The organism is Aliarcobacter cibarius, from assembly GCF_013372265.1.
Classification (GTDB): Bacteria; Campylobacterota; Campylobacteria; order Campylobacterales; family Arcobacteraceae; genus Aliarcobacter; species Aliarcobacter cibarius.
In genome coordinates this window covers 1,596,058-1,618,886 of record NZ_CP054051.1, presented here as the reverse complement: position 1 = coordinate 1,618,886, position 22,829 = coordinate 1,596,058, and the positions used below count along the sequence as shown (strand labels likewise).

Below are 22,829 nucleotides of genomic sequence, written 5' to 3'. Positions count from 1 at the left end.
TTTATGTTACTATTTCCTAATATTCAAAAAAGGAAACATAAAAATGAAAGAATTCATTAAAAAATTCTATAAAAATAGTTTTGTATATTCTACAAAAGAAAAACTGTCAAAACTTTCCATATTACTTATAATCATTTTAAACATTATAGTGTTCAATATAATAATTGAAGGTTTAAATTTTCAAACACATTTTGTTAATTCACCCTCAAATAAATATCCATACTTTTGTACAAATATTATTAAAAATGAAAATATATCTGATTTTGATAGCTTCAGTAATTCAGCATATTATATAGATTCAAATAATTTGTATTACGCTGAAGATATTTTAAAGAATAAAAATGATTTGGATTCAAGATGTATTGAAATTGAAAAAAGAGTTGCTATTATAAAAAATGAGCATAATTTAAAGAATATTAAAGAGCAAATTGTAAATTTAAATGAACAAATATATAAATTAGAAGATGAAGTAAATTATTTTAGAAATAATTATAACACAGTACTATTTGAAAAAATTGCTAACCATGACAATGATAAGTCAATACTTAATGATAATATAAATTCAGAAAATATAAAGGCTAAATATAATGATTCTTTAAAAAATATTGAAAAGTTAAAATTAGAAAAGGAGAATATTTATATTAATTTTGAAAATTCTAATAGTATAAAGAGTATAAAAGAATATATTAATACTATAAAAGAAAATTATATAATTGATGAAGAAAAGGCATTTAGATATTATTATTATATTATTGAAATAATAAAGATGTTATTCTTATTACCATTAGTATTTGTATTCTTTTTTGTGATGAAGAAATATTTAGTAGATGAAAAATATATACTTTATATAATTTTTAAGAATTTATTTATTGTTGCTTTAATTCCAACTTTGTATACAGTATTTCAAATTATTTATAAATTCTTACCAAAAGTTTTTTTGTCAAAAGTTATAGAATTTTTCTATAATTTAGATATTCCATTTTTAGTTTACTATATTTTAGTGATAATTTTTGTTCTAATTTTTGTTGTTGTAATTATAAAAATACAAAAAAGATTCAGAGAACAAAATGAATTAATGAAAAGAAATAAAATTTCTAAAATTGAATCATACAATAAAAATTTATGTAATTCATGTGGAAATAGTGTCTCATATATTAGAATGAATTTTTGTCCAGTTTGCCAAAATATGTTAAAAATAAAATGTAAATCTTGTCAAAATGAAACTATTTTTGGATTAAATTATTGCCAAAATTGTTCAGAAAAATTATAAAAGTAAATAAATTGCTTTAATCTAAAGCTTAATTATAGCTTTATTTACATGTAAATATATAGAATTATTCCTTTTAAAAAGGAAATAAATTTATATATTTATTCTACAAACACCCATAAATCTTGACATTTAACGTATTTTAAGTTATAATCCGCGTCCACTTAATGTGGTTAGAGCCAATTTATTGGGGTCTAACGAGTTCTTTAAAGGAAAATAAATGGAAAAAATCAGATTAAAGCTTAAAGCTTATGATCACAGAGTTTTAGACAGAAGTGTTGCTTCAATTGTTGAAGCTGTAAAAAGAACTGGTGCTGATTTGAGAGGTCCTATTCCTCTTCCTACTAAAATCAGAAGATATACAGTTATCAAAGGTCCTCACGTAAACAAAGATTCAAGAGAACAATTTGAGATTAGAGTTCATTCAAGAATTATCGATATTATAGCAGCTACTGCTGATACAGTTGATTCATTAATGAAACTTGATCTTGCTCCTGAAGTTGATGTTGAAGTAAGATCAATGGGTCAAGAATAATAAGAAAGGGTAATACAAGATGGAATTCATAGTTCAAAAAATCGGTATGAGTAGAACAGTATCTGTTCCAAGTACAGCGGTTACACTTTTAAAAGTTCTTGATACAAAGGTATGTCAAGTTACTGATGGTGTAGCATTAGTTTCTTATAGCAATGGTAAAAAATTTAACAAAGCTATAGAAGGTCAACAAAAAAAATATAACCTATCAAAAGAGTTTAACAGATTTGCAACAATTACTGTAGCAAATAGTGAAGCTGGAGACTTAGATGTTTCAGGATTAGGTGAAGCAAAAGTTGTAAAAACAACGTTTTTAACAAAAGGTAGAGGTTTCTCTGGTGTAGTTAAAAGATGGAATTTTGCTGGTGGTAGAGGTTCTCATGGACACAGAATGGGTAAAAGAACAGGTTCAATTGGTAACTGTGAGTTCCCAGGAAGAGTTCAACCAGGTAAAAAAATGCCAGGACAATACGGAAATACGAATGTAACTGTAAAAAATGAAGTTCTATCATTTGATGCAGAAACTGGAATTTTAGTTCTAAAAGGTTCAGTATCTGGAGCTAATGGAAGACTAGGAAAAGTAAAGGTTGCTAAATGAGTAAAGCAATAGTATTAAATGCAAATTATGAAAATAATGGTGAAATAGTTTTACCAGCAAGTTATGAAGAGATAAATAAACATAACTTATATTTATATGTTAAATCATATTTATCTTCTTTAAGAGCAAACACTGCGGCTGCAAAAACAAGAGCACAAGTAAGTGGTGGTGGTAAAAAACCAAAAGCTCAAAAAGGTTCAGGTGCTGCTAGATGGGGTTCTAAAAGATCTCCTTTATTCGTTGGTGGGGGAGTAGTTTTCGGTCCTACTAAGAGAAACTATGAGCAAAAAGTAAATAAAAAACAAAAAGCTTTAGCACTTAAATATGCTTTAAATGCACAAGCTAACAATGGTTCACTTTTTGTTGTTGATTCTTTAAAATTAGAGTCAGGTAAAACAAAAGATGCGGTTGCAGTTTTAAATAAATTAAATAAGAGAGATACTTTAGTTGTAGTAGATACAATTGATGAAAAAACTTATTTAGCATTTAGAAACATTAAAAACTGTTATGTGGTAGAAAAACAAGAAGTAAATGCTTATTTAATTGCAGTTTACCACTCTGTGCTAATTGAAAAATCAGTACTTGATTTATTAACAAAAGAGGCTTAAGATGGCAGATATTACAGATATTAAATCAATTTTATATACAGAAAAGACAATTGAGCTTCAAGAAAACGGTGTAATCGTTGTTCAAACTAGTCCTAGAATGACTAAAACAGGTTTAAAAGAGGTTTTTAAAGAGTATTTTGGAGTAACTCCAACAAAAATTAACTCTTTAAGACAAGACGGAAAAGTTAAAAGATTTAGAGGAAAACTTGGAAAAAGAGTTGATTTCAAAAAATTCTATGTAACATTACCAGAAGGCGCAGCAATTGCGAACCTTTCAGCATAAGGAGTAAAGAATGGCAATTAAAAAATTTAGACCAATAACTCCTGCTAGAAGATTTATGTCAGTTATTGATAGTTCTGATATTACTTCAAAACCAACAGTTAGATCATTACTTGTAAGAGTAAAAGCTGCAGCTGGTAGAAATAATAATGGTAGAATTACTTCAAGACACAAAGAAGCAGGTGCTAAAAAATTATATAGAATTATCGATTTCAAAAGAGATAAATTTGGAATTGAAGGTACTATTACAACTGTTGAGTACGATCCATATAGAAACTGTAGAATTTCTTTAGTATCATATGTTGATGGAGAAAAAAGATATATTATTCAACCTTCTGGATTAAAAGTTGGTGATAAAGTACAATCTGCTATCTCTGGACTTGATATTTTACCAGGTAATGCAATGCAATTAGCTAACATTCCTGTTGGAACAATGGTTCATAATATTGAATTAAAACCAGGAAAAGGTGCTCAATTTGCTAGAAGTGCTGGTGGTTATGCTCAAATCATGGGTAGAGAAGATAAATATGTTATCTTAAGATTACCATCAGGTGAAATGAGAAAAATTCTTGGTGTTTGTATGGCTACAATTGGTGTAGTTGGTAATGAAGATTATATAAATATGGTAGTTGGAAAAGCTGGTAGAAGTAGACACCTAGGTATTAGACCTCAAACAAGAGGATCTGCTATGAACCCTATTGATCACCCACACGGTGGAGGGGAAGGTAAAACTAACTCTGGAAGACATCCTGTTACTCCATGGGGTATGCCAACTAAAGGTTATAAAACTAGAAAGAAAAAAGCTAGTGATAAACTAATCATTTCAAGAAGAAAGAAATAAGGGTATAAGATGGCAAGATCAATAAAAAAAGGTCCATTTATAGATGCACACTTATTAAAAAAAGTAGTAAGTGCAAATGCTGCGAAAGATAAAAAACCAATTAAAACTTGGTCAAGAAGATCTACAGTATTACCAGATATGATTGGATTAACATTCAATGTACATAACGGAAGAAACTTTGTTCCTGTATTAATTACTGAGAACCATGTTGGATATAAATTAGGTGAGTTTGCACCAACTAGAACATTCAAGGGCCACAAAGGTTCTGTTCAAAGAAAGGCGTAATTATGGCAAGAGCAATATTAAAATTTATTAGAGTTTCTCCAATCAAAGCAAGACTTATAGCTAGAGAAGTTCAAGGAATGAATGCAGAGTATGCAATTGCATCTTTACAATTTACTCCAAACAAAGCTGCTGGAATTATTTCAAAAGTTATAGCTTCAGCTGTTGCAAATTCTGGTTTAGATCCTGTTGATGCGGTTATTACATCAGCTAGAGTTGATAAAGGACCGGTTTTAAAAAGATTTACTCCAAGAGCAAGAGGTTCAGCTTCACCAAAGCATAAACCAACTGCACATATTATGATTGAAGTAGCTGCTTCTACAAAAGGAGACAAATAATGGGTCAAAAAGTTAATCCAATAGGTTTAAGATTAGGTATCAATAGAAACTGGGATTCAAGATGGTTCCCAAAATTTGAAACAATGCCTGCAAATGTAGCTGAAGATGACAAAATTAGAAAGTTTGTTAAAAAAGAGTTATATTATGCTGGAATTGCTCAAACAGTTATCGAGAGAACAGCTAAAAAAGTTAGAGTTACAGTTGTAGCAGCTAGACCTGGAATTATCATTGGTAAAAAAGGTGCAGATGTTGAAAAACTAAAAGATTCTTTATCTAAATTAGTTGGTAAAGAAATTGCTGTTAATATTAAAGAAGAGAGAAAACCTCAAACATCTGCTCAATTATCTGCAGAAAATGTTGCTCAACAATTAGAAAGAAGAGTTGCATTTAGAAGAGCAATGAAAAGAGTTATGCAAAATGCATTAAAAGGTGGAGCAAAAGGTATTAAAGTATCTGTTTCTGGAAGACTTGGTGGAGCTGAAATGGCTAGAACTGAGTGGTATTTAGAAGGTAGAGTTCCATTACATACATTAAGAGCAAGAATTGATTATGGTTTTGCTGAAGCTCATACAACTTATGGTTGTATAGGTATTAAAGTATGGATTTTCAAAGGTGAAGTTTTAGCTAAAGGAATTCCAACTGAAAAAACTGAAGAAGCTGCTAGTAAGCCAAAAAGAAGACCTGCTAAGAAAAGAGGTAAATAATCATGTTAATTCCTAAAAGAACAAAATTTAGAAAAATGATGAAAGGCCGAAATAGAGGTCAAGCTCATAGAGGTAACTCTTTAGCTTACGGAGATTTCGGAATTAAAGCTCTAGAGCATGGTAGAATTGATTCAAGACAAATTGAAGCATCTAGAATTGCAATGACTAGAAAAGTTAAAAGACAAGCTAAAGTTTGGATTATGGTATTCCCTGACAAACCACTTACTGCAAAACCATTAGAAACAAGAATGGGTAAAGGTAAAGGTTCAGTTGATAAATGGGTAATGAACATTAAGCCAGGAAGAATTTGTTTTGAAATGGCAGGTGTTGGTGAAGAATTAGCAAGAGAAGCTTTAGCTTTGGCTATGCACAAATTACCTTTTAAAACAAAAATTGTAACAAGAGATAGCGAAAATGAACTATACTGATTTAAAAGATAAAAACTTGAATGAATTACAAGTACTATTAAAAGAGAAAAAGGTGCTTCTTTTTGAATTAAAAGCTAAGCTAAAAACTATGCAGTTGACTAATACTTCTGAACTAAGAGCAGCAAAAAAAGATATTGCTAGAATTCAGACAGCTATTACAGCTTCAAAAGCTAACTAAGGATCTAGTATGACACATAAAAGAGAGATTCAAGGTGTAGTAGTAAAAAGATCGGGTGATAAAACAGCTTCTGTTTTAGTTACTAGATCAGTTTTACACCCAAAGTATCACAAAACTGTTAAGAGATTTAAAAAATATTTAGTTCATGATGAAAAAAATGAGTTAAATGTTGGTGATAGTGTAATCGCTATTGAGTGTAGACCATTGTCAAAAACTAAATCTTTTAGATTAAAGACAATAGTAGCTACAGGAGTTAAATAATGATTCAAAGTTTTACAAGATTAAATGTAGCAGATAATACAGGTGCTAAAGAGATTATGTGTATCAAAGTTTTAGGTGGTTCTAAAAGAAGATATGCAACTGTTGGTGATGTTATTGTTGCTTCTGTTAAAAAAGCTCTTCCAACTGGAAAAATTAAAAAAGGTCAAGTTGTTAAAGCAGTAATTGTAAGAACTCATAAAGAAGTTCAAAGAGAAAATGGTTCATTAATTAGATTTGATGACAACGCTGCTGTTATTTTAGATGCTAAAAGAGAGCCTGTTGGAACAAGAATTTTTGGACCAGTTGCCAGAGAAGTTAGATATTCAGGTTTCATGAAAATCGTTTCACTTGCACCGGAGGTATTATAATGGCTATTAAATTAAAAATTAAAAAAGGTGATACAGTAAAAATCATCGCTGGTGATGATAAAGGTAAAACTGGAGAAGTTTTAAGAGTATTACCAAAAGAAAACAAAGTAATCGTTAAAGATTGTAAAGTTGCTAAAAAAACTGTTAAGCCTGATCAAGAAAAAAATCCAGATGGTGGATTTATAAATAAAGAGATGCCAATTGATATATCAAATGTGGCAAAAGTAGAAGGGTAAGAAATGGCATCAAGATTATTAGAAAAATATAAAGCTGAAATTAGACCTGTACTTGAAGCAGAGTTTCCAAAAAACAAAACTTTAACAGCTAAAATTGATAAAGTTGTTATTTCTGTTGGTGCTGGTGAAGCAATGAAAGACGCTAAATTAATCCAAAATATGCAAGATACAATCTCATTAATTGCTGGTCAAAGAGCAGTTAAAGTTATTGCTAAAAAATCTGTAGCTGGATTTAAAGTAAGAGAAGGAATGCCTGTTGGTATTAAAGTAACATTAAGAGGTGAAAATATGTTTCATTTCTTAGACAAATTATGTAATATTGCTTTACCAAGAGTTAAAGACTTTAGAGGTTTAAATAGAAATGGATTTGATGGTAGAGGAAACTTTAACTTTGGTCTTGATGAACAATTAATGTTCCCAGAAGTAGTTTATGATAACATCATTAAAACACACGGAATGAATATCTCAATCGCAACTACTGCAACAAGTGATGCAGAGTCTTATAGATTGTTAGAATTAATTGGAATTCCATTTACAAAAGGAAGAGCGTAATGGCAAAGAAATCTATGATCGCTAAACAACAAAGAACACCTAAGTTTGCTGTAAGAGCATACACGAGATGTTCTGTTTGTGGAAGACCTCATTCTGTATATAAAGATTTTGGTCTATGTAGAGTTTGTTTAAGAAAAATGGCTAACGAAGGTTTATTACCTGGTGTTAGAAAAGCTAGTTGGTAGGAGAAAAAAGCTATGATGAATGATTTAATCGCAGATGCTTTAACTAGAATTAGAAATGCTGCAATGAGAAGATTAGAAGTTGCAACATTATTACACTCAAATACTGTAGTAGGTGTTTTAAATGTTTTACTACAAAAAGAGTATATTGCTGGATTCAAAGTTATAGATGGACAAAACAATAAAAAAACAATTCAAGTTGAATTAAAATATGATGATAAAGAAAAATCAGCAATTAACGAAATTGTAAGAGTTTCTAAACCAGGAAGAAGAGTTTATAAACCAGCTTCTGAAATTAAAAACTTTAAAAATGGGTACGGTACTATTATTCTTTCAACTAACAAAGGTATTATTGCAAATGATGAAGCATTTGCTGCTAATGTTGGTGGAGAAGTACTTTGTACTGTATGGTAGGAGAGTGTAATGTCAAGAATTGGTAAAAAACCTATCACAATTCCTGCAGGAATTGAAGTAACAGTAAATGGAACTCTTATTAGTGTAAAAAAAGGAAACAATGTTTCTAATGTTGAAACTCATGGAAGAGTTGGTGTTGAAATTGCAAATGGTCAAGTTGTTTTAACTAAAATTGGTGAAACAAAAGAATCAGCTGCATTTTGGGGAACTTATAGAGCGTTAACTGCAAATGCAATTAATGGTTTACATGAAGGTTTCACAAAAACGTTAGAAATCAATGGAGTTGGATATAAAGCAGCTGTAAAAGGTGATGTTTTAGAGTTAATTTTAGGTTACTCTCATCCAATTAACTTTGAAATTCAAAAAGGTTTAGAAATTTCAGTTGAGAAAAATATCATAACTGTTAAAGGTGCAGATAAACAACAAGTTGGGCAAGCTGCGGCAATTATTAGAGGCTTTAGAAAACCAGAACCATATAAAGGTAAAGGTGTTAAATATACTGATGAGAAAATCATTAGAAAAGCCGGAAAAACTGCTAAGAAGTAAGGTGTAACTATGAGTAGAGAAAAAGATTTAGCAAAAAAAGTTGCTTTAAGAATAAAAAGAAAAAAAAGAGTTAGAGCTAATATTTTTGGTACAAACGAAAAACCAAGAGTATCTATTTTTAAATCAAACAAATACATTAGTGCACAAGCTATCAACGATGTTGAAGGTAGAACTTTAGCAGCTGTTAGCTCTCAAGCTATGGGTTTAAGTGGTAATAAAGAGAACGCTGCAAAAGTTGCAGCTGAGTTTGCTTCTAAATTAAAAGCAGCTGGAATTGAGTCTGTTGTTTATGATAGAAACGGGTATCTTTATCATGGTGTTGTTGCAGCATTTGCTGACGCATTAAGAGAAAATGGTATTAAATTATAAGGATTAATGATGGCAGTAAATAGAGAAGATTTTCAAGAAGCAATCGTTAAAATCGGAAGAGTAACAAAAGTTGTAAAAGGTGGAAGAAGATTCAGATTTACAGCTTTAGTTGTTGTTGGAGATAAAAACGGAACAGTAGGATTTGGAACTGGTAAAGCTAAAGAGGTTCCTGATGCAATTAAAAAAGCGTTAGATGATGCATTCAAAAGCTTAGTTACTATTTCTATTAAAGGTACTACTATAGCACATGATATTGAACACAAATATAATGCAAGTAAAATTTTATTAAAACCAGCTTCAGAAGGAACTGGACTAATTGCTGGAGGAGCTGCAAGACCTGTTCTTGAGCTTTCTGGAGTTAAAGATATTATTGCAAAATCTTTAGGTTCAAACAATCCAAATAACCTTGTACAAGCTACAGTTGAAGCTCTTGCAAGAATAAAAGGATAATTAGATGATATTAGAAAATTTACAACCAGCTTGTGGTAGCACAAAAGCTGCTAAAAGAAAAGGTAGAGGTCAAGGAAGCGGTAACGGTAAAACTGCTGGAAAAGGTAATAAAGGTCAAAAAGCTAGATCTGGATACAATGTAAAAAGAGGATTCGAAGGTGGGCAACAACCACTTGCAAGAAGACTTCCTAAAGTTGGATTTGTTTCTAGAGTAGTTAAACCATATTCAATTAACGTTGAAAAAGTTACTGCTATCGCAGAATTACCAGAAATTACAGTTGAAACAATCAAATCTGTATACAAATTATCAAAATCTGTTGTAAAAGTAAAACTTATTGGTGCAACAGCTAAAAATTTAAGTGCTAAGATTAAAGACGAAAACGTTACAACTACTGGAAATTAATTATGAGTAAAGATCTAGTAAATAAGATTCTTATTACATTAGGTTTTATTCTTCTTTACAGGTTACTGGCATACGTGCCAGTACCTGGAGTTAATATAAATGTAGTTAAGGAATTTTTTGATTCAAATGCAAACAATGCATTAGGTCTTGTAAATATGTTTAGTGGAAATGCTGTTGAAAGACTAAGTATTATTTCACTAGGAATTATGCCTTACATTACTGCTTCTATCATCATGGAACTACTAGCAGCTACTTTCCCAACACTTGGTAAAATGAAAAAAGAGAGAGATGGTATGCAAAAATATATGCAAATTATCAGATACTCAACAATTGTAATTACTCTTATTCAATCTGTAGGTGTTTCAATTGGATTAAATTCTTTAACAGGTCAAAATGGACAAAGTGCTATTTCTATTGATATGAATACATTTATAGCAGTTTCAGCTATTTCAATGCTTACTGGAACAATGCTTTTAATGTGGATAGGTGAGCAAATTACTCAAAGAGGTATTGGAAATGGTATTTCTTTAATTATCTTTGCAGGTATTGTTTCAGCAATTCCAAGTGCTATTGGTGGGACTATTGATTTAGTAAATAATGGGCAAATGCATTTCTTAACTGTAATTGGTATTTTACTAGTTATTTTAGCTACTGTTGGAGCTATTATTTATGTTGAATTAGGTGAAAGAAGAGTTCCTGTTTCTTACTCAAGAAAAGTAATTATGCAGAACCAAAGTAAGAGAGTTATGAATTATATTCCTATTAAAGTTAATTTAAGTGGAGTAATTCCTGCAATTTTTGCGAGTGCTATTTTAATGTTTCCTTCGACAATCTTACAAGGTAGTCAAAATAAATATTTAATGGTAATTGCAGATTATATGAATCCTAGTTCATATACATTTAATATTTTTATGTTTTTATTTGTAGTTTTCTTTGCATTCTTTTATGCATCTATTACATTTAATGCTAAAGATATTAGTGAAAATCTAAAAAAACAAGGTGGATTTATCCCAGGTGTGAGACCAGGGGCTAGTACTGCTGAGTTTTTAAATGGTGTTGCTGGGAGATTAACTTTCTGGGGTGCTATTTATATGGGATTAATTTCTACACTTCCATGGTTAATAGTTAAAGCTATGGGTGTACCTTTCTATTTTGGAGGAGTATCTGTTTTAATTGTTGTTCAAGTTGCTATTGATACAATGAGAAAAATTGAAGCTCAACAATATATGAATAAATATCAAACTCTAAGTGCGGTTGGACTATAAAATGTCTATCGCTCTTAGAAAACCGCAAGAGATTGAAAAACTTAAAGTTGCTAATGTAGTTGTTGCAAAAACACTTAAATATCTAGAAGAAAATGTAAAAGCAGGAATGACTTTGAAAGAAGTTGATGCAATGGGTGAAAAATTTATTAGAAACCTTGGTGCAAGACCATCTTTTAAAGGATTATATGGTTTTCCAAATGCTATTTGTACATCTTTAAATGAAGTAATCATTCATGGAATTCCAAGTGATGTTGTTTTAAAAGAAGGTGATATCTTAGGACTAGATATTGGAACTGAAGTTGATGGCTGGTATGGTGATAGTGCTATTACTATGCCTATTGGAAAAATCTCTAAAAAAGATGAAGATTTAATTGCTTGTTCTAAAGATTCATTATATTATGCTATTGATATAATTGAAGAAGGTATGAGATTTAAAGAGTTATCAAAAGCTATTGAGGATTTTATTGTTGCTAGAGGATATGAGCCACTAGTTAGATTTTGTGGACATGGTATTGGAAGAAAACCACATGAAGATCCTGAAATTCCAAATTACTTGGAACATGGAAATATAAAATCTGGACCAAAAATAAAAAATGGAATGGTTTTTTGTATAGAACCAATGATTTGTCAAAAAGATAGAAACCCTGTTATTCTTAAAAATGGTTGGGATGTTGTTTCAGCTGATGGTTTAAGAGGGAGTCATTATGAGCATACAGTTGCTGTAGTTGATGGACGAGCAGTTATTTTAAGTAAAACGGAAAATTAAGGAACAAATGTGGCAAAAGATGATGTAATTGTTGTTGATGGAAAAGTTGTTGAAGCTTTACCTAATGCAATGTTTAGAGTTCAATTGGATAATGGACATGTAGTTTTATGTCATATCTCAGGAAAAATGAGAATGCACTACATAAAAATTTTACCAAACGATACTGTAAAAGTAGAAATTACACCTTATTCTCTAGATAAGGGTAGAATTACTCACAGATACAAATAGGTATCTATTTTAAATAAGGATTTTTCCTTATTTAATAATCTTTTTTTAAATCAATAATACTAAAGTATATTTTTTGTAAAATCTCTTATGACAATTAAAGTTAAGAATCAAATTTTAAAATATTTACACAATCTTAAATCATTTGGATATAAGTATCACGATGAGTTTGATATAGGTAGTTTTGACGTTAGAAATCAGAATTTACCAAATAATTTTGCTGAACTAAATGAAGTATGTACTAATTGTTACTTATGTGAATTATCAAAAAGTAGAAAGAATGTACTTTTTGGTTTTGGAAATCCAAAGAGTAAAATTATGTTTATTCAAGATGAACCAACTTCTAGTGAAGATGAATTAAATTCTTTTTACGTTGGCAACAGTGGTGAAATTTTATCTAAAATGATAGAGAATGTTTTAAATATGAAAAAAGAGGATGTTTATATTACATCATTGGTGAAGTGTAAATCTTTAAATGGTGCAACAAATTTAAATTTTGAATCTTGTAATGACTATTTATTAAAGCAAATAGAATTAATTAGCCCTAAGATAATAGTAGTTTTAGGCGAAAAAGCTTATTCATTTTTGTTGAAAAATGGTGAGTTTGCTAAAAATAGAGGAAAGATATTAAAGTTTAATGATATTTCATTAATACCTATTTATTCACCAACTTTCTTATTAAGAAATCCTTCATATAAAAAAGAGACTTACTTTGATATGTTAAATATAAAACAGTTTTTAGAGGAGTTAAATTGAGACAGATATTAGTTTTACTTTTTGTAGTTTTTGCTTTTTTAGGTTGTAACCAAAAGCAAGTTGTTCAATTAAAAATGCCAGGACAAAAAGCTCCAGTTGTTAAACAATCTACTCCAAAAATGGAAGAAGATAAGGTTACAGTAGTAGAAGAATTTACTCCTGTTGAGATTATGGAAACAGATATAAAAGAACAAATTATTAACAATAATGGAAGTAGTAATGAAGTTCTTGAACCAAATGAGAAATTCAGTAATATTGATACAACAAAAGCTAATGTTAATTTAGCTTTTGTTTATCCAGCATCTCTTTCTAAATATGCAAAGAGTTCTATTAATACTGTTGCTGGATATCTTGCTTTTAAAAACTTAGAATATAACCTAACGGTTATTGAAACAAGTAATGAAAATTTTGATACCATACAAAATGCTTTTTCTAATATCAGAGATAAAAATATTAATAAAGTAATTGCTCTTTTTTCACCAAATGCTATAAATAGTTTATCAAAAGTTGTAAATTCAGATTTTAAAGTTTATCTTCCATTAATAGAAAAAAAAGATAGTTTAGAAAATAATGATAATTTAATTTTTGGTTCAATCTCATACGAAGAACAACTTAAAAAATTAAGTTATTATTCAAATGGAAATAATATATTATTTTATCAAGATACATATTTAAGTAGAAACATAAAAAAAGCTTACAACAATGTAGTTTCTAGTGGTATAGAAAGAGAAATTAAGAATAGTGAAAAGAACTTCAAAGGAGTAGTTGGAGGTCTTAATGCTTCAAGTTTGTATTTAAATTTAGATATTGTAAAAAGTGCTTTAGTATTGTCTCAATTAAGAGCTAGTGATGTTTCTCCAGCATTTATTTTTGGGACACAAGCTATTTATGATTTAAATTTATTAACTTTAACGCAAGATGAAGATAGAAAAAAATTGATTGTTGCTAATTCAATAGGTGAAGTTGATAAAAAATTAAAAGATGAAATTAATTCTATGGGTGCTGATTTGAATTTCTCTTGGGTTGACTATTCAACTTTAGTAGGAGTTAATTATTTAGTAGATGGAAATAGCAATTTAATCCCTACAAAAATAGAGAATAATGAAGCTATTTATATGCCAAGACTTTACAAAAGTACAAGTTTTGGATTTGTAGAAATTAAGTAGAGTTTAGATAAAATCGCGAATTATTTAGAAAAAGGATTAATTTTGAGAACACATTATTGTAGTAGTGTAAGAGAAAATTTAATAGGACAAAAAGTAACAGTAGCTGGATGGGTTAATAGTAGAAGAGACCACGGTGGGATTATTTTTATAGATCTAAGAGATAAAAGTGGTTTAGTACAACTTGTTGCTGATCCACAAGATTGTAAAGATGCTTTAAGTGTAGCTGAAACAGTTAGAGATGAGTATGTTTTAATAGCTACAGGAACAGTAAGAGCTAGAGGAGAAGGATTAGAAAATCCAAATTTAGAGACTGGAAAAATCGAGATTATTTTAGAGAATCTTGTTATTGAAAACAAAAGTAAAGCTATGCCTTTTGATATAAATGATGAAAAGGTAAATGATGAAATTAAACTAAGAAATAGATTTTTAGAGTTAAGAAGTAAAAAATCTTTTGATATTTTCCAACTTAGAAGTAAAGCTACTATTCAAGCTAGAAATACTCTTGATGAACTTGGTTTCTTAGATGTTGAGACACCAATTCTTACAAAATCAACTCCAGAAGGAGCAAGAGATTATTTAGTTCCTTCAAGAGTTCATCCTGGAGAATTTTATGCATTACCTCAATCTCCACAATTATTTAAACAACTTTTAATGGTTGCTGGATTTGATAGATATTTCCAAATTGCAAAATGTTTTAGAGATGAAGATTTAAGAGCGGATAGACAACCAGAATTTACTCAAATAGATGTTGAGATGAGTTTTTGTACTCAAGAAGATGTTATAGGTGTTGCTGAAAAATTAATCTATGATATATTTACAAAATGTGGTAAAAATATACCGTCATCTTTTAGAAGAATGAAATATTCTGAGGCTATGGAAAATTATGGTAGTGATAAACCAGATTTAAGATTTGGTATGCCATTGATTGATGTTATTGATATTTTTGAAAAATCAACAAATGAAATTTTTACTGATATTGCAAAAGATAAAAAAAATAATAGAATTAAAGCTTTAAGATGTCCAAATGGAGATAATATTTTTTCTAAAAGACAAATGAAAAGTTTTGAAGATTATGTAAGAAAATTTGGTGCAAAAGGTCTTGGATATTTCCAAATGAAAGAAGATGGATTAAAAGGTCCATTAACTAAATTTTTTTCAGAAGCTAATTTAGAAGAGATTGTAAAAGTTACTGAACTTGAAGTTGGTGATGTTGTATTCTTCGGAGCAGGAGATAAAAAAACAGTTTGGGATTATATGGGAAGATTTAGATTATTCTTAGCTAATGAAATGAATATTGTTCCAGTTGATAAATATGAATTTTTATGGGTTGTAGATTTCCCTATGTTTGAAGTTGAAGATGGAAGAACGAAAGCTTTACACCATCCATTTACAATGCCAAAAGACTTAAATAAAGAAGATTTAGAAGAAATTGAATCAATTGCTTATGATATTGTTTTAAATGGTACTGAGCTTGGTGGAGGAAGTATAAGAATTCATAAAGAAGAGATTCAAAGTAAAGTATTTGAACTTATGGGAATTGGCCAAGAAGAAGCAAAAGAGAAGTTTGGATTCTTACTTGATGCATTACAATATGGAGCACCAAGTCATGGTGGATTTGCATTGGGTCTTGATAGAATGATAATGCTTTTAGCTGGAACAGATTCTATAAGAGATGTTATAGCATTCCCAAAAACTCAAAAAGCACAATGTTTATTAACTCAAGCACCTTCAAGTGTAGATGAAGCTCAATTAAAAGAGTTACATATTAGAGTAAGAAAACAAGCAGAAATCTAATAAAAATAGATAAGAATTAAAAGAATATGGTTAAGAAATTATTATTAATATTAGCTTTTCCTATTTTTTTATTTGCTAAAATTCAAGTAACTACATACTTCCCTCTGGAGACTCAATTTGTTAAAAAAATTGGGAAAAATGAGGTAGAAGTATATGAAATAACTCACCGATACTCTGATAATTATATAGAGATTCCTAAATCTGCATTGAATAAACTTTCAAGTTCAAAATTATTTTTTCATTTTGGTTTGAATATTGAAAGAGATTATGCAAAAATTCTAAAAGACAAAAATAGTGCTATATCTATTATTGATTTATCTAAAAATATTCAAAAAATAGATTCAAATCCTTATATTTGGACAGATCCTTTCGCCACAAGAGATATAGCTAAAAATATTTTTGAATCATTAATTGAAGTTGATAAAAGAAATAAAGATTTCTATAAAAAAAATTATCAAGAACTTTTAAATGAAATTGATAAAACTTTTCTAACAATTTTACAAAATTTAAACAAAAGCAAGGTTAATAGTTTTTATGCAATTGAAAATTATTGGGATTATTTTGCAAATAGATTTAGGTTAGAAGTTATTAAGAAAGATAAAAAAGCTTTTAGTACAAACGAATTAAAAGATTTAAGTAAAACTTATGAAGATAAAGATATAAATAAACTTTTGTATTGTTATTCAAAAGATGAAAAGTTGGCAAATACTTTAGCTAAAAGTTTAAAAGCGAAACCTATTGAGAATGATATCTTTAATGAAGATTGGGAAACTAATTTAATTAACCTTGCTAACAGTATAACAAGATAAAGAGCTAGTAAATTTTCACTAGCTCTTATAAGTTTTTTAAGAAAGTGCGTTTATCATATCTTTTGTTACATCAGATACATCTTTTGTACCATCAAGTTCGATAAATAAGCCCATTTTTGTATAAAAATCAATTAATGGTGCAGTTTGTGAGTGGTATGCCTCAAGTCTACTTTTTACAGTTTCAGCATTGTCATCTTTTCTAATGATTAATTCGCTACCGCAGTAGTCACAAATATTTTCTTCTTTTGAAGGATTAAATTCTACATGGAAAGATGCTCCACATTTTGAACAAACTCTTCTTCCTGTAATTCTTCCCACAATTAATTCATCTGGAACGTTTAAAGATATAACTTTATCTAAAGATATTTTCATACTTTCCATTAATTCATTTAAAGCTTCTGCTTGAGCTAATGTTCTTGGAAAACCATCTAAAATGAAACCATTTTTACAATCTGATTCCGCTAATCTATCTTTAATAATACCAATAATAGTAGAATCTGGAACAAGTTTTCCTTCATCCATAAATTTTTTTGCTTCCATACCCATGTCAGTTTTGTCAGCAATTGCTGCTCTTAATATATCTCCAGTTGATATTTGAGGGATATTATACTTCTCAATTAAGAACTTAGCTTGTGTTCCCTTACCTGCACCTGGTGCTCCAAATAGCATTAAATTCATATTCTGTCCTTACACTTTTTTGGTGTATTGTATATAAAAAGCATTTAATAGTAGATAAGATAATTAAAGTAGATAAAGAATTTAAATGATTTTTGATACAATAAATCCTCGAAAAATAAAACCATCCTATAAAGAATAGCTTAAACGACTAGGCTATTTTTTAAGGCGTGCTTTATGGTTTGATTTTTTGAGCATTTTTTGAAATGTTCAAATGATCAAATTTAAAAATAATAATACATTTTGGTCAAAGTTCTATGAAAACTCATTGTTCTCACAAGTGTTAAACTAACAAGTTTACTTTTTATGTTGGATTAGTACTCTATATGGATTATATGCTTGGTTATATTTAAAAAGAGAATAGATAATAGATGCTAATTTTTTAGCAATAATTATCAATGCTTCTTTTTTGGATTTACCAGATGATACTTTGTCTCTAAAAAGTTTATGAAGTTCGTTATTATGTCTAACAGCTGATACTGCTGCCATATAAAGAGCATGTTTAGCTATGGGTATTCCTCTTTTAGCTAAAGTTCCAGTTGATAAAGATTTACCTGATTGATATAAAGTTGGATATAGACCTAAAAAACCTATGAAAGCTTTAGCTGATTCAAATCTTCTAAGGTCTCCACATTCTCCTAATATTGCTGTAACAGTTTTATTAGATACTCCAGGAATTGATTTAAGATTTTCAATATTACTTGAATCATCATCAAGTTGATTGTCTATAAGAATTTGAATTTGTTCTTCAACTTCATCTCTTTCTTGAATATAAAGCTCTAATATCTTAATATTAGTCTTGATCATTAAAGCTCTAGATTCATTTGCACGACCTGTATAAATAGAAGATTTAGCAAGTTCTATAAGATATTTTGCTTTTTCAAGATTAAAGCTATTACCTTTGATATGTCGAAAAATCTTAGTTAGCTTTTCTGGCGTAGCTTTTGAAATATCCATTGCGGTTGGGTAAGATTTAATGATCGCTATTGCAGTTTTGGTAAAGATATTTGGAAATACTTTTTCAATCTCTGGATTAACAGTAGCAACAACAGTTGTTATCTCTCTTTTAATAGTTTTTATTTTATCATCTAATGATTTTTTTAATCGATTTAAAACTTTTAAATTGTGATAATCTTCATTGCTAATATAACTAGCTTTGTATTTACCACTAGCAAGTAATTCAGCAATAACATAAGCATCTATTGAATCATTTTTAATCTTTTTAAGAGTAGAGAAATCTCTATACTTAGAAGTTTGATAAGAATTTAAAAGTATTACTTTATAATCTGCATCAGTAATATAACTATAGAAATTTTCACTAAATGCTCCAGTTGATTCTATACCAATAATAAAGTCATTCATATCTAATGATAGTTCAGCTAATCGTTTGAGTAGTTCTCTTAATCCTAATATATCACTATAAATCCAAAAAGGTTTGCAAGCTAACTCTTTTGCATCATCTAAAATACAAACATAGTGTTTGTCTTTAGCAATATCAACTCCAACATAATACATAATAATCCTCCATAATGTGATAGTTTAAAATCTCATAGCTTCGTGTTATAACAGGTAGAAAATATTTTTCTCCCGAGCATCCTATAGATGATTTAATAAAGCTAACACAAGACGTTTTATATGTAGGTATTTAAATCCTAAAAGGAAAAAAACTTGTTTATTATTAGCCTTTGTGAGAGCTATGAGTTTCATAGAACTTCAATCAATATTTTAAACTTTGATTGATAAATGTATTATACGAAGGAAATACATGAAAAAACTATTTTTAATTATCGGAGCTCCTGGTAGTGGAAAAACTACAGATGCTGAGCTTATAGCAAAAAAACATGAAAATATTACTCACTATTCTACTGGGGATATGTTTAGAGCTGAAGTTGCTAGTGGAAGTCAAAGAGGACAGATAATTGATAAATATATTAAAGCTGGAAATATAGTTCCTATTGCTATTGCAATTGAAACAATTCTTACTGCTATAAAAAATGCTCCAACAGATGTTATAGTTATAGATGGTTATCCACGAAGTATTGAACAAATGGAAGAGCTTGATAAATATTTAGAAAAAGAAAATGAAGTTGAATTGGTAAATTGTATAGAAGTTGTTGTAAGTGAAGAAGTTGCAAAAAATAGAGTTATAGGGCGTTCAAGAGGGGCTGATGATAAGGTTGAAGTGTTTAATAATAGAATGAAAGTTTATATTGAGCCATTAGCTGATATTCAAAGATTTTATGAATCAAAAAATCTTCTTAAGAAAATTAATGGTGAAAGAATGATAGAAGAAATTGTGAATGAAATGGATGAATATATTCAATCAAGAATTTAATTAAAGAGTTTTTTCAGTATGAATAAAATAAATTTTTATAGTGTAATAATCGGAACTGAACTTTTGAATGGTCGTCGAAAAGATGCACATTTCTCATTTTTAAATCAACAACTTTTAGAACGTGGTTGGGAACATAAAGCTTCATTTGTGATTGAAGATGATCCAGAACTTATGTTAAATATTTTTAATTTAATAAAATCAGATAAGAATTCTGTTATGTTTTGTTTTGGTGGTATAGGTGCTACGCCAGATGATTTTACAAGAGAAGTAGCTGCAAAAGCTTTTACAAATGGTAATTTAGAATTTCATGAAGAAGCAAAACAAAAAATTATAAATAGATTTAAAGAAGATGCTTATCCTCACAGAATAAATATGGCTTATTTACCAATAAACGCGAAACTTCTAAAAAATGTAATAAATGATGTATCAGGGTTTTATTTAGAAGATAGATATTTTTTTACTCCAGGATTTCCATCTATGAGTCAAAGTATGGTTATTGAAGCATTAGATAAGTTATATCCAAAATCTAAAGAACAAAAATATACAAAAACAATAACTATAAATTGTAGTGAAAATGATTTAATTGATAGTATGAAAAAGTTACCTGAGAATATTAACTTTTCATCATTACCAAAAATTATTGGAAATGATAGAAAAGTCGTAATATCTTTAAATGGATACAATAAAGAAGAAATAGATAAATATTTCCAAATATTTACAGATTTTTGTATAAATAACAATAAAGAGTATGTATTAAAAGATATAAATGAAATAAGTTAAAACTTTAGTTTTCTAAAGTTTTAATTTGATTAATTCCATTTTTTAATCTATTTAAACCATCTTTTAAAGTTTTAAGTGGACAAGCTATATTTATTCTTATAAAATTATCTCCATTTTTTCCAAATGTTCCGCCAGAAATTATTCTTATTTTTCCTATATTTTCTAATTTGTTTGCTAGTTTTGTAGAGCTAATATTTAATTTTGAAATATCAATCCATAAAAGATAAGTAGCTTCAGGTTTTACTACTTCAAGTTCTGGAATTTCTTTTTTTATATAATCAATTAAATAATCTTTATTTTTTTCAAGATAGATTAACAATTCATCTAGCCAATCTTCGCAGTGAAGATAAGCAGTAGTTAGAGAATCTATTCCAAATATATTAAGACTTTTTATTTCATTTCTATTTAAAACTTTATTTAACTTTACTTTTAAATTTTTATTTGCAACTATTATATTTGAAGCTTTTAGACCTGCAATATTAAAAGTTTTACTAGCTGATGTGCAAGTTATAGAATTTTGTAAAAATTCTTCAGAGATTGAAGCAAAAGGAGTATAACAGTAATTCTTATAAACTAAATCTCTATGAATCTCATCACTTATTACAAGCACATTATATTTTAAACAAAGTTCTCCCATTTTTTTTAATTCATTTTTATTCCAAACTCTTCCAACTGGATTATGTGGATTTGATAAAATAAATAGTTTAACTTTGTTATTTCTTATTTTATTTTCAAAATCTTCAAAATCTATTTTATAATTATTATTTTCATAGATTAAATTGTTATTTAAAACTTCACAGTTATTATTTTCTATAGAAATATTAAAATAGTGATAAACAGGAGATTGGATTAAAATTTTATCTCCAGATTCACAAAATGTTTGAATGATTGAGCTTAAACTAGGAATTACTCCAGTTGTTGGCTCAATCCACTCCTTTTTTATCTCAAAGTTATATTTCTTTTTCCACCAATATATTTCTGCTTCATAATACTCTTTTGGAATCATTGTATAACCAAAAACTCCATGTTGAGCTTTTTTTATAATACTATCAATGATTTTTGGTGCAACTTCAAAATCCATATCAGCAACCCACATTGGAAGCACATCTTCTTTAGTTGTATCCCATTTATAACAATTTGTATTTTTTCTATTTATAATTTTGTCAAAATTGTATTTCATAATATTTCCTCTTTTAAAGCTTTATTATACAAGATTATTTATATTATTAATTAAAGAATAATCTAGATAAAATTAAAGAAAATATTGGAGTAAATTATGGAAAATTTTATTTATTATAATCCAACAAAAATAGAGTTTGGAAAAGAAAAAGAGAAAAAAATAGGAAAGTTTATAAAAGATTCAGGACTTAAAAAAGTTTTATTAGTTTATGGAAGTGAAAGAATAAAAAGTAATGGGCTTTTTGATGTTGTTACAAATAGTCTAAATGAAAATAATATTGAATATATAGCATTTGGAGGAGTGATTAGTAATCCTATTTTAAGTACAGTTCAAGAGGCTATAAAAATTGCAAAAAAAGAGAATGTAGAGGCTATTTTAAGTGTTGGTGGAGGTTCTGTATTAGATAGTTCTAAAACAATAGCTGTTGGAACTTTATATGATGGGGATGTTTGGGATTTTTTTGGTGGAAAGAAAACAATAGAAAAAGCTTTACCTATATTTGATATTATAACTTTAGCAGCTACTGGAAGTGAAATGAATGGTTATGCTGTTGTAACAAATGAAATAACAAAACACAAAGATTCTATTTGGTCACCTCATGTTTACCCAAAAGTATCGATTATAAATCCTGAGCTTCAAAAAAGTGTCTCAAAGGATTATTTAGTATATTCGGCTGCTGATATTATTGCTCACTGTATTGAAGGATATTTTACAGCAAAAATACAACCAACTTATATGAGTAGACAAGTAGAAAATATTATAAAAACTGTTATGGAAACTACAGAAATTTTATTAAAAAATCCAGAAGATTATAGTGCAAGAGGTGATTTTGCATGGGCTGCAACAAATGCTTTAAATGGAACTACAACGGTTGGAACTTCAGGGGTTTCATTTCCTAACCATATGATAGAACATTCTTTATCTGCATTATATAATGTACCTCATGGAGCAGGGCTATCGGTTGTAATGCCAGCTTGGATGAAGTGGTATTATAAGAAAAATGAGGCTCAATTTATAAGATTTGCAAAAGAGCTTTTTGGTAAAAATAGTGCATTAGAAGGAATAGAAGCTTTAGAAAATTGGTTTAATAAAATAGGAACACCAACAAAACTTAAACAATTCTCTTTAGGGGTTGAAAATTTTAAAGACATAGTAGAAAACTTAAGTTTTCAAGAAGAGTATTCAAAAGAAGATTTAGAAGAAATTTTAAAAAATGCTATATAAAATTAGGGTTTTTTACC

Annotated in this window: 34 protein-coding genes; 31 read left to right on the top strand and 3 right to left on the bottom strand. The window is 28.7% G+C overall.

Going from position 1 to position 22,829, the window contains the following annotated elements:
• Positions 1-43: 43 nt before the first annotated feature.
• The 28 genes from ACBT_RS08140 (at position 44) to ACBT_RS08005 (ending at position 16,618) form a co-directional block, all read left to right on the top strand.
• Positions 44-1,270 carry an MATE family efflux transporter gene (locus ACBT_RS08140; protein WP_024776076.1) on the top strand — a complete coding sequence of 409 codons (1,227 nt, stop codon included), beginning with the start codon at positions 44-46 and terminating at the stop codon, positions 1,268-1,270.
• 217 nt (positions 1,271-1,487) lie between these two features.
• Positions 1,488-1,802, top strand: coding sequence for a 30S ribosomal protein S10 (gene rpsJ, locus ACBT_RS08135; protein ID WP_024776077.1), 315 nt, complete (start codon positions 1,488-1,490; stop codon positions 1,800-1,802).
• Between the two features lie 19 nt (positions 1,803-1,821).
• Entirely contained in the window at positions 1,822-2,397 is a 576-nt protein-coding gene (gene rplC, locus ACBT_RS08130; RefSeq protein ID WP_024776078.1) for a 50S ribosomal protein L3, read from the top strand.
• Positions 2,394-3,005 carry a 50S ribosomal protein L4 gene (gene rplD / locus ACBT_RS08125; protein ID WP_024776079.1) on the top strand — a complete coding sequence of 204 codons (612 nt, stop codon included), beginning with the start codon at positions 2,394-2,396 and terminating at the stop codon, positions 3,003-3,005. The genes rplC and rplD overlap by 4 nt, the downstream gene beginning before the upstream one ends.
• A gap of 1 nt (position 3,006) precedes the next feature.
• A complete protein-coding gene (locus tag ACBT_RS08120; protein ID WP_024776080.1) occupies positions 3,007-3,288 on the top strand; it encodes a 50S ribosomal protein L23 in 282 nt (93 codons plus the stop codon).
• 10 nt (positions 3,289-3,298) lie between these two features.
• The gene (gene rplB, locus ACBT_RS08115) at positions 3,299-4,126 is read left to right on the top strand and encodes a 50S ribosomal protein L2 (protein WP_024776081.1); all 828 of its coding nucleotides are present in this window, start codon (positions 3,299-3,301) and stop codon (positions 4,124-4,126) included.
• A 9-nt stretch (positions 4,127-4,135) separates the two neighbouring features.
• Positions 4,136-4,411: a 30S ribosomal protein S19 gene (gene rpsS, locus ACBT_RS08110; RefSeq protein WP_024776082.1), complete on the top strand. Its 276-nt coding sequence runs from the start codon at positions 4,136-4,138 to the stop codon at positions 4,409-4,411.
• Positions 4,412-4,413: 2 nt separating this feature from the next.
• Complete coding sequence (gene rplV / locus ACBT_RS08105) at positions 4,414-4,746, top strand: 50S ribosomal protein L22 (RefSeq protein ID WP_034216216.1); 333 nt, start codon at positions 4,414-4,416, stop codon at positions 4,744-4,746.
• On the top strand, positions 4,746-5,450 hold the full coding sequence (gene rpsC, locus ACBT_RS08100) for a 30S ribosomal protein S3 (RefSeq protein WP_024776084.1): 705 nt from the start codon (positions 4,746-4,748) through the stop codon (positions 5,448-5,450). Before rplV ends, rpsC begins: the two co-directional genes overlap by 1 nt.
• 2 nt (positions 5,451-5,452) lie before the next feature.
• Positions 5,453-5,878, top strand: coding sequence for a 50S ribosomal protein L16 (gene rplP / locus ACBT_RS08095; RefSeq protein WP_024776085.1), 426 nt, complete (start codon positions 5,453-5,455; stop codon positions 5,876-5,878).
• Positions 5,865-6,056 carry a 50S ribosomal protein L29 gene (gene rpmC / locus ACBT_RS08090; RefSeq protein WP_024776086.1) on the top strand — a complete coding sequence of 64 codons (192 nt, stop codon included), beginning with the start codon at positions 5,865-5,867 and terminating at the stop codon, positions 6,054-6,056. The genes rplP and rpmC overlap by 14 nt, the downstream gene beginning before the upstream one ends.
• 9 nt (positions 6,057-6,065) lie before the next feature.
• Positions 6,066-6,317: a 30S ribosomal protein S17 gene (gene rpsQ, locus ACBT_RS08085; RefSeq protein ID WP_024776087.1), complete on the top strand. Its 252-nt coding sequence runs from the start codon at positions 6,066-6,068 to the stop codon at positions 6,315-6,317.
• A complete protein-coding gene (rplN, locus tag ACBT_RS08080) occupies positions 6,317-6,685 on the top strand; it encodes a 50S ribosomal protein L14 (RefSeq protein WP_024776088.1) in 369 nt (122 codons plus the stop codon). The genes rpsQ and rplN overlap by 1 nt, the downstream gene beginning before the upstream one ends.
• Positions 6,685-6,921, top strand: a complete 237-nt coding sequence (rplX, locus tag ACBT_RS08075; protein WP_024776089.1) for a 50S ribosomal protein L24 — start codon at positions 6,685-6,687, stop codon at positions 6,919-6,921. Before rplN ends, rplX begins: the two co-directional genes overlap by 1 nt.
• Positions 6,922-6,924: 3 nt before the next feature.
• Positions 6,925-7,473, top strand: coding sequence for a 50S ribosomal protein L5 (gene rplE / locus ACBT_RS08070; RefSeq protein WP_024776090.1), 549 nt, complete (start codon positions 6,925-6,927; stop codon positions 7,471-7,473).
• Entirely contained in the window at positions 7,473-7,658 is a 186-nt protein-coding gene (locus ACBT_RS08065; protein WP_024776091.1) for a type Z 30S ribosomal protein S14, read from the top strand. The genes rplE and ACBT_RS08065 overlap by 1 nt, the downstream gene beginning before the upstream one ends.
• 12 nt (positions 7,659-7,670) lie before the next feature.
• Positions 7,671-8,069: a 30S ribosomal protein S8 gene (gene rpsH, locus ACBT_RS08060; protein WP_024776092.1), complete on the top strand. Its 399-nt coding sequence runs from the start codon at positions 7,671-7,673 to the stop codon at positions 8,067-8,069.
• Between the two features lie 9 nt (positions 8,070-8,078).
• A complete protein-coding gene (gene rplF / locus ACBT_RS08055) occupies positions 8,079-8,615 on the top strand; it encodes a 50S ribosomal protein L6 (RefSeq protein WP_024776093.1) in 537 nt (178 codons plus the stop codon).
• A 9-nt stretch (positions 8,616-8,624) separates the two neighbouring features.
• The gene (gene rplR, locus ACBT_RS08050) at positions 8,625-8,984 is read left to right on the top strand and encodes a 50S ribosomal protein L18 (protein ID WP_024776094.1); all 360 of its coding nucleotides are present in this window, start codon (positions 8,625-8,627) and stop codon (positions 8,982-8,984) included.
• Between the two features lie 9 nt (positions 8,985-8,993).
• Positions 8,994-9,434 (top strand): 30S ribosomal protein S5, encoded by a 441-nt coding sequence (gene rpsE, locus ACBT_RS08045; protein WP_081754494.1) that lies wholly within the window; start codon positions 8,994-8,996, stop codon positions 9,432-9,434.
• Positions 9,435-9,438: 4 nt separating this feature from the next.
• On the top strand, positions 9,439-9,837 hold the full coding sequence (rplO, locus tag ACBT_RS08040) for a 50S ribosomal protein L15 (protein WP_024776096.1): 399 nt from the start codon (positions 9,439-9,441) through the stop codon (positions 9,835-9,837).
• Between the two features lie 2 nt (positions 9,838-9,839).
• Entirely contained in the window at positions 9,840-11,102 is a 1,263-nt protein-coding gene (gene secY, locus ACBT_RS08035) for a preprotein translocase subunit SecY (protein ID WP_024776097.1), read from the top strand.
• 1 nt (position 11,103) lies between these two features.
• Positions 11,104-11,868, top strand: coding sequence for a type I methionyl aminopeptidase (gene map / locus ACBT_RS08030; protein WP_024776098.1), 765 nt, complete (start codon positions 11,104-11,106; stop codon positions 11,866-11,868).
• A 9-nt stretch (positions 11,869-11,877) separates the two neighbouring features.
• Positions 11,878-12,096, top strand: a complete 219-nt coding sequence (infA, locus tag ACBT_RS08025; protein WP_024776099.1) for a translation initiation factor IF-1 — start codon at positions 11,878-11,880, stop codon at positions 12,094-12,096.
• Positions 12,097-12,183: 87 nt separating this feature from the next.
• Complete coding sequence (locus ACBT_RS08020) at positions 12,184-12,849, top strand: uracil-DNA glycosylase (protein ID WP_024776100.1); 666 nt, start codon at positions 12,184-12,186, stop codon at positions 12,847-12,849.
• Positions 12,846-14,015, top strand: coding sequence for a hypothetical protein (locus ACBT_RS08015; RefSeq protein ID WP_024776101.1), 1,170 nt, complete (start codon positions 12,846-12,848; stop codon positions 14,013-14,015). Before ACBT_RS08020 ends, ACBT_RS08015 begins: the two co-directional genes overlap by 4 nt.
• Positions 14,016-14,057: 42 nt before the next feature.
• Complete coding sequence (gene aspS, locus ACBT_RS08010) at positions 14,058-15,809, top strand: aspartate--tRNA ligase (RefSeq protein ID WP_024776102.1); 1,752 nt, start codon at positions 14,058-14,060, stop codon at positions 15,807-15,809.
• Between the two features lie 26 nt (positions 15,810-15,835).
• The gene (locus tag ACBT_RS08005; protein ID WP_024776103.1) at positions 15,836-16,618 is read left to right on the top strand and encodes a metal ABC transporter solute-binding protein, Zn/Mn family; all 783 of its coding nucleotides are present in this window, start codon (positions 15,836-15,838) and stop codon (positions 16,616-16,618) included.
• A 36-nt stretch (positions 16,619-16,654) separates the two neighbouring features.
• Here the strand turns inward: ACBT_RS08005 and ACBT_RS08000 are convergent, their stop codons facing one another.
• Together ACBT_RS08000 and ACBT_RS07995 are read right to left on the bottom strand one after the other, a co-directional pair.
• Positions 16,655-17,296: an adenylate kinase gene (locus ACBT_RS08000; protein ID WP_024776104.1), complete on the bottom strand. Its 642-nt coding sequence runs from the start codon at positions 17,294-17,296 to the stop codon at positions 16,655-16,657.
• A 294-nt stretch (positions 17,297-17,590) separates the two neighbouring features.
• Positions 17,591-18,808, bottom strand: a complete 1,218-nt coding sequence (locus ACBT_RS07995; protein WP_024774266.1) for an IS110 family RNA-guided transposase — start codon at positions 18,806-18,808, stop codon at positions 17,591-17,593.
• A 250-nt stretch (positions 18,809-19,058) separates the two neighbouring features.
• Here ACBT_RS07995 and ACBT_RS07990 point away from each other — a divergent pair, with 250 nt between their 5' ends.
• Entirely contained in the window at positions 19,059-19,628 is a 570-nt protein-coding gene (locus tag ACBT_RS07990; protein ID WP_024776105.1) for an adenylate kinase, read from the top strand.
• Between the two features lie 18 nt (positions 19,629-19,646).
• Positions 19,647-20,408, top strand: a complete 762-nt coding sequence (locus ACBT_RS07985; protein WP_024776106.1) for a competence/damage-inducible protein A — start codon at positions 19,647-19,649, stop codon at positions 20,406-20,408.
• A gap of 4 nt (positions 20,409-20,412) precedes the next feature.
• Here ACBT_RS07985 and ACBT_RS07980 read toward each other — a convergent pair whose 3' ends face one another.
• Positions 20,413-21,588 (bottom strand): MalY/PatB family protein, encoded by a 1,176-nt coding sequence (locus tag ACBT_RS07980; protein ID WP_024776107.1) that lies wholly within the window; start codon positions 21,586-21,588, stop codon positions 20,413-20,415.
• Positions 21,589-21,684: 96 nt separating this feature from the next.
• On the opposite strand from ACBT_RS07980, the gene ACBT_RS07975 reads away from it, so the two are divergent.
• Positions 21,685-22,812, top strand: a complete 1,128-nt coding sequence (locus ACBT_RS07975; protein WP_024776108.1) for an iron-containing alcohol dehydrogenase — start codon at positions 21,685-21,687, stop codon at positions 22,810-22,812.
• Positions 22,813-22,829: the final 17 nt, after the last annotated feature.